At 28.9% G+C, this 6,000-nt stretch carries 8 protein-coding genes; 7 read left to right on the top strand and 1 reads right to left on the bottom strand.

Features of this window, described 5'->3' with window-relative positions; genetic code table 11:
* Positions 1-166 precede the first annotated feature (166 nt).
* From CD032_RS13610 to radC, 5 genes are all read left to right on the top strand, one after another.
* Positions 167-841, top strand: coding sequence for a prepilin peptidase (locus tag CD032_RS13610; protein ID WP_369076460.1), 675 nt, complete (start codon positions 167-169; stop codon positions 839-841).
* A 133-nt stretch (positions 842-974) separates the two neighbouring features.
* A complete protein-coding gene (locus CD032_RS05435; RefSeq protein WP_040030014.1) occupies positions 975-1,823 on the top strand; it encodes an aldo/keto reductase in 849 nt (282 codons plus the stop codon).
* Between the two features lie 234 nt (positions 1,824-2,057).
* On the top strand, positions 2,058-2,879 hold the full coding sequence (locus CD032_RS05430; protein ID WP_103211249.1) for a squalene/phytoene synthase family protein: 822 nt from the start codon (positions 2,058-2,060) through the stop codon (positions 2,877-2,879).
* Between the two features lie 406 nt (positions 2,880-3,285).
* Positions 3,286-3,540, top strand: a complete 255-nt coding sequence (locus CD032_RS05420) for a hypothetical protein (RefSeq protein ID WP_019468498.1) — start codon at positions 3,286-3,288, stop codon at positions 3,538-3,540.
* A gap of 227 nt (positions 3,541-3,767) precedes the next feature.
* On the top strand, positions 3,768-4,445 hold the full coding sequence (radC, locus tag CD032_RS05415; protein ID WP_040030015.1) for a RadC family protein: 678 nt from the start codon (positions 3,768-3,770) through the stop codon (positions 4,443-4,445).
* Between the two features lie 434 nt (positions 4,446-4,879).
* On the opposite strand, the gene CD032_RS05410 is transcribed toward radC, so the two are convergent.
* Positions 4,880-5,059 carry a hypothetical protein gene (locus CD032_RS05410; protein ID WP_019468500.1) on the bottom strand — a complete coding sequence of 60 codons (180 nt, stop codon included), beginning with the start codon at positions 5,057-5,059 and terminating at the stop codon, positions 4,880-4,882.
* Between the two features lie 146 nt (positions 5,060-5,205).
* On the opposite strand from CD032_RS05410, the gene CD032_RS05405 reads away from it, so the two are divergent.
* Both CD032_RS05405 and CD032_RS13075 read left to right on the top strand, forming a co-directional pair.
* Positions 5,206-5,664 (top strand): DUF4930 family protein, encoded by a 459-nt coding sequence (locus tag CD032_RS05405; RefSeq protein ID WP_019468501.1) that lies wholly within the window; start codon positions 5,206-5,208, stop codon positions 5,662-5,664.
* A 67-nt stretch (positions 5,665-5,731) separates the two neighbouring features.
* Positions 5,732-5,890, top strand: coding sequence for a hypothetical protein (locus CD032_RS13075; RefSeq protein ID WP_019468502.1), 159 nt, complete (start codon positions 5,732-5,734; stop codon positions 5,888-5,890).
* The last annotated feature ends 110 nt before the right edge of the window (positions 5,891-6,000 follow it).

Raw genomic sequence — 6,000 nt, 5'->3', positions numbered from 1 at the left:
CATAAACATTTTGTTTTTTTCACTGTCTACTTGACAGGGTGCAGTTCATTTTTGTATCTTTCTATTATTATTTGAAAAGTGATGTTTTTGTTAAAGTGCTAGACTTGTGTTGTTATAATAAGCAAGAGGAGGCGATTCATTGCTTATTTTGTTTGTTGTTTGTCCTGTGTTATTTAGCTTTCTTTATCAATTATGTTTTGTTGAAACATTTAACTTAAAGTATTTGGCAACAAGATCCAAGTGTGATTTCTGTAATAAGCAATTGAGGTACAGAGATATCATACCAATATTCAGTTATATTAGACTTTTAGGGAAAACTTCATGTTGTAAACAACCGCTTAGCAGACTTTATATTTTAGGTGAGGTATTGTCATTGGTGCCAGCCTTATATTTGATATTTAATCCAAGTGCAAAGTCGTTATGCACTTTCATATGCATATACTTATTTCTCCTTGTTTTTGCTCTCTATGATATACAAACTTTATCTATCCCCTTACACACATTTTTAATATTTGCTTTTAGTAGTACAGTTATTATTGATGGCAACCTCTTTTATTTTGTTATTACCACACTCCTGCTACATATATTTTATTTTTTATTCAAAAATGCTATTGGATATGGTGATATATTAATTTGTTCACTTTTATCATATTTAATACCATATTCCATTTTTATCAATGTACTCTTTCTTACATGCTTAATAGGAAGTATATTTTCTACAATATTAGTGCTGAAAACAAGAAAACGAAAAATTAAAATACCATTTATTCCATTTATATATATAGCGTTTTGTATAGAGACAGTATTATCACATTTTAGGATTTTTTGGGGAAGTTTATGATATCAATGCTTCATTCACTCATCCATTTAGATTAAAAAGGTCATATGTGGGTAAAATATAAATGTAATGATTTAAAATCAATTTAAGGTTGATTTGTAACATAATTTGTTGAATATTGAAAGGAAGTTATAAATTGAGTTTAAATGAAAAATTTTTATTAAATGATGGAACAACATTACCTCATATAGCATTAGGTACAGTTAATATTCAAGGTGGCAAGGGTGTTAAAGCATTAGAAAATGCATTGAATCTAGGTTATAGAGTTATTGATACTTCCACAAACTATAATAATGAAGGAATGGTAGGCGAAGCCATTCGTCGTTCTAGTATTCCAAGAGAAGAAATTTATGTGAGTGCTAAACTACCTGGTGCAGCTCACGAATATGATAAAGCAATTAACCTTATACAAGAATCACTATATAGAACGGGCTTAGATTATTTTGATAAATATTTAGTTCATTGGCCTAATCCTAAACAAGGTAAATATGTAGAAGCTTGGCAAGCATTAGTTGACGCTCAAAAATACGGATTAATAAAATCGATTGGTGTATCCAATTTCATGCCTGATCATTTAGATGACATTATAGAGGCAACAGGTGTTACACCTGCGACAAATCAAATAGAAATTCATCCATATTTTAATAATAGTGAATTAATCAAAGAAAACGATAAACGTGGTGTTTTATCAGAGGCGTGGAGTCCGCTTGGCCGTGAGATTAACGATGTGTTAACTAATAATACAATTAAAGAAATTGCAGAAAAATATAATCGTTCTACAGCACAAGTCATTATTAATTGGGTGAATCAGAAACATGTTTTCCCTGTAGTTAAAGCTTCACAATATACTCATCAACAAGATAACTTTAATTATCTTGATTTTAAACTATCAAATGAAGATATAGCTAAAATAGATGCGTTAGATAAAGGTGAAGATGGTCGTGTTGAAGGACAGAATCCTTATGAATATGAAGAATTTGTATAATATAACAAAGGATAAATTCATATTTTAGTTTAAAATATTTTAAAGTATAGTTTTAAATTTCGTGTTTGCTAATTTCTAGAAGCGGGCAATGGAATCGATTAACAACTGTCGATTTTGTTCTCGCTTTTTAATTTATTTTAATCATCAAAGTGTAAAAATACTATCAACATAGCATTTGCTATTTTAAAATGTAAAAATATGATAATATCAAGAAAAGGGAGGGGAACTCATAAAATGGCAGAAAAGAAATTCCCAAAAGATGCAATGCGCGTTTTAAAAGAGACAAGCCGTACGTTTTATATTCCAATTACTTTTTTAGAAAAAGAGCTAAAACATTCTGTAGCTTGTGCATATTTAGTTATGCGCGCAATTGATGAAATTGAAGATCATGAGGAAATTAACAATGATTTAAAGTATAGTTTGTTAATGCAAATTAGCGAATTATTAAATATGCCTTTTGATTCGGAAAAATATTTAAAAATAATAAGTCCAGTAAAAGATAAATTACCAGAAGTTTCAGTGAGATTAGGAGACTGGTTGGCTGCTTGCCCTGAACATACTCGGGCAATCGTTAGAGAATCTTCTAGTGAAATGGCATATGGTATGGCAAAATGGGCCAAAGCCAACTGGAGAATTAAATCTTGTGAGGATTTAGATGATTATACATATTATGTAGCAGGACTTGTAGGTGTAATGCTATCTAAACTATGGGATGTCTGTGCAAATGTTAAAACTGATAGAGATTTAGCAATAGGTTATGGAAGAGGACTTCAGGCTGTAAACATTCTGCGAAATGAAGAAGAAGATCTTGAGGAACGTGATGTGAGTTTTGTTCCTGACGACTGGACGCGTGAGGATTTATTTGCTTATGCTGAAGAAAATTTAGCAAAAGCGGATGAATATATGAAAGCAATCAATAAAAGGACGATTTTATTGTTCTGTCGTTTACCACTAGCTTTCGCACATAAAACCCTAAAAGCAATGAAAAATGGGCGTGAAAAAATGACACGTGAAGAAGTTGAAAAAACAGTAGAAGAAGTTAAAAAAGAAGAATAGATTAATTAAAAGCATAGCTATTTTAATTTGTAAAATTTACATTTTGAAATTTACTATGCTTTTTTAACCTTGTAGTAAAATATAGTTTATTTCATTTTTAAATTTTGACTAACTCTAATATAATTTGAGCACATTATTAAAATGATAGGTGAAAGGGCTTGAATAAAACAACGGGAATGAATTTATTAATTTTTATATTTTTAATTATATTTGCTGTAGCTTTTTTTACTAATACATTTGGAAAATTCTCAATATATTTAATCATCATACTTCCTTTAATTATTTTCGGCTTAGGTATTTGTATTTTAATAGACGCTATTACAAAGTATAAGCATGATAATCACAATTTTTAATTAGTTATGGTTTGTTATGATCATAAAATATAATAAAAAAGAAGGGATTTTATTTGAAATTTTTAATGACATTATCACCAGCAATTATTTATGCTGTATTGTTAGCGGTGCAATATTTTATATCTAAAACAGAAAATAAGCTATTGGGCGCCATTTTACCAACTTTATTTGTGATTACACTTATTTATTTATATGTTAATGATATATTACCTTTGAATATATGGGGAACTGTAATATTAGGAATTATAGGTCTTTTATTTTTATTTGCACAGTGGGACAGTGCACAAAAAGGTAAAGAAACATCTTGATATAATTTATAAAATAATTAAATTTTTATTCTGAATTAAATTTTTTAGATAGAAATAAGCAATTATTAAATTAATGAGAAATTTGTCAACATGACACTTCATTCGTAGTAGAATAAATACACCTTGCTTTTGAATGCTTCTTTAAAATTTGTTATTCCAATGACCTTACAAAATTACTAATTTTAATACTGAAATACATCTAGATAATTCATAGGAGTTGTTGTTTATTGAGAATAAATGAACTTGCAGATCATCAAAAACCAAGAGAATGTATGTTGTGTCATGGTGCCAGGTATTTATCACATGCTGAATTATTAGCTATTCTCATTAATACAGGAAGAAAAGGTAGTTCAAGTTTAGATATAGCTAATGAATTATTAAAATCAGTAGATAGTTTAAAAGAATTAAAAATGTTATCTATTAATGATTTAAATAAAGTAAAAGGTGTGGGACTGTATAAAGCACTTACATTGAAAGCGGCATTTGAATTAGGTGAACGTATACATTCCGGAAGTGTTGATGATAAAATTCAAATCACTAGCCCTAAAGATGTGGCGGATTTTATGATGGGTAAGATGGAACATTTGACGCAAGAAAAATTTATTGTGCTGTTTTTAAATTCTAAAAATGTCATTATAAAAAAGAAAACAATATTTGTAGGTACGCTAAATTCTTCAATTGTTCATCCAAGAGAAATATTTAGCGAAGCGATTAAATGTGCGAGCAATGCGATTATCGTTTTACATAATCACCCTTCCGGTGATACAACACCTTCAAATGAAGATATTAAAACCACTGCGAGACTTAGAGATTGTGGCCAACTATTAGGTATTGATTTATTAGACCATGTCATTATTGGCGACCATGAATATTTAAGCATGGTAGAAGCGGGTTACTTTGATTAAATAACAGTGGTTTAAATATAATGTTATTAACGATGTTTGATTAAGTTGTCATCTTACACTTAACGAGCATATTATATTTGAGGCATCAAATTGGGAGGTTAAGTAGTAGAAAATATACTTTAAGTGCGCTATTATTACCTGTGATTTATTTAATGTAAATGATTAAAATGAAAACGAATATGAGAATGAAACATATATACTGTAGTACTGTATTGATTTCAACGATAGGTGTTACTATTTCCTCAACAGTACTAAGCTTTTAAAAAATTATGATCATCTGCTTTTAATGTGGTTTTAGTGCGATTATCCTTGGAGTTATTTGGGTGCTATTATTGTGTGGTTGTTATTATTGTTATCAAATACTTGCGAAAAAATAATCATTTGAATACTTAAAAAGCGCTTAATGGACTTCAACGTCTATAAGCGCTAAAATTTTAATTTATAAAACTAAAAAATTGATTATAATTTTCCATTAACCAAAGAATGCCTTGGTATCCTAGATAAATACATAATACAATTATGCCAACATAGATTAAAAATCTTAAAATAGATAAACCTACTCTAAATAATAAGATAACTAAGAGTGCAAGCAGGATTATAGATAAAATACTCATTGTCTATTCACTCCTTTTAATATAGTTTAATATTAATGCATGAAACATACATCGGTCTATAGTTAAGATATAAATACACCTATAGTCTGATGATAAACTTTATTAAACATACTATAATTTTGATGAATAAAATAGGAGGATGGTTCATGCGTTTCATATTTAGTATTATAAAGAATATTATAGCTATTATTGCAATTATAGTAATTGTATTTTTCGCACTCAAATATGCACCTTTTTTGAAGGACCAAGATTGGAACCCAATTCATAATGATGAATCATCCTTAAATAATAGCGCAAATAAAGGTCATCTAACAGGCGGACAAAGATATTCAGTAGAAGATAATGATATTTTGAATAATGTTCCACTTAGTCAAACAAAAAATATGTTTAATTGGATTGATAAGCGGGAGTTTATGTCAGTAACTGGTATCGAAAGAATGGGATATAATGAAACATATTTAGCTGGTCAACGTGGAGATGAATTTATTATTTATAAATTTGGTTCTGAATCTATGAGAGTTTATAAAACTGAAATAGAGATGAATCAAGACCTCAATCAATTGGGCGAACATATAGAATTGAAGCCAGCTTCAAATTATGAGTAATGGGTTTGAATTCTTTTAATAAATAAGTTAGCCTTATATAAGTAATATGAAAAGGTTGGTGTTTATAATGAGTGAAAAATCTAATGAAAAAAAAGCAGACGAACAAGCAAAAGCACAAAATTTATTTGCGCGTTGGCGTAAAGAAGAAACACTATATAAAGAAGATGAAAAAGAATCTAGTAAGTCTAATGACTCTAAAACATCATCAGATGAAGAGCAGAAATAGGATTCATTTAATACGAGTACAGTCAGTTAATGAAATATGTATGTAAGCTGTAGTTTATGCAGCTTCAAGGTATTTTTTAGTTTGAAAAATTAATATGATAAATAACCAGA

Source organism: Staphylococcus cohnii subsp. cohnii (assembly GCF_002902365.1).
In the GTDB taxonomy this organism is placed as follows: domain Bacteria; phylum Bacillota; class Bacilli; order Staphylococcales; family Staphylococcaceae; genus Staphylococcus; species Staphylococcus cohnii.
Note: the sequence above shows the minus strand (reverse complement) of the source record. Positions and strands in the feature narration are given on the sequence as shown.

Bases quoted from the DNA above. Each gene is read 5' to 3' on its own strand.
- CD032_RS05430 (WP_103211249.1), top strand. From the start codon at position 2,058: ATGGCAGAAAAGAAATTCCCAAAAGATGCAATGCGCGTTTTAAAAGAG.
- CD032_RS05410 (WP_019468500.1), bottom strand. From the start codon at position 5,059: ATGAGTATTTTATCTATAATCCTGCTTGCACTCTTAGTTATCTTATTA.
- CD032_RS05405 (WP_019468501.1), top strand. From the start codon at position 5,206: ATGCGTTTCATATTTAGTATTATAAAGAATATTATAGCTATTATTGCA.
- CD032_RS13075 (WP_019468502.1), top strand. From the start codon at position 5,732: ATGAGTGAAAAATCTAATGAAAAAAAAGCAGACGAACAAGCAAAAGCA.